The 293-nt window shown below is 47.8% G+C and carries 1 protein-coding gene; it reads right to left on the reverse strand.

The window, feature by feature from the left end; genetic code table 11:
* On the reverse strand, positions 1-292 hold a 292-nt coding region (tnpA, locus tag MUW49_RS21645), incomplete at its 3' end, for an IS200/IS605 family transposase (RefSeq protein ID WP_210539148.1).
* Between the last annotated feature and the right edge of the window lies 1 nt (position 293).

Genomic DNA, 293 nt, shown 5'->3' on the forward strand with positions numbered 1-293 from the left:
AGTCCAGAAATTCATTACGCAGTCGCCTTGATGTGACCGCCTTTAACGAGTTCACCAGTACCGATAGCTGCACCGTTGGCGCGTACTCTATCAGCATGTGAACATGATCAGCCTCTCCGTCACACTCTTTCAGTTCCGCACCAAAACCTCTGCAAACCTCTGCCGCACACTGACCGAATGAAGCGTGATGCAGATCCCCCAGTATCGGCTTTCGATACTTGGTAATAAACACCAAATGTACGTGCAAAACGTAGGCCGCATGGCGTGATTTATTAATTTTAGTGAATTGCATT

The organism is Aeromonas sp. LsrichE-8G (assembly GCF_022869435.1).
GTDB classification, from domain to species: domain Bacteria; phylum Pseudomonadota; class Gammaproteobacteria; order Enterobacterales; family Aeromonadaceae; genus Aeromonas; species Aeromonas caviae.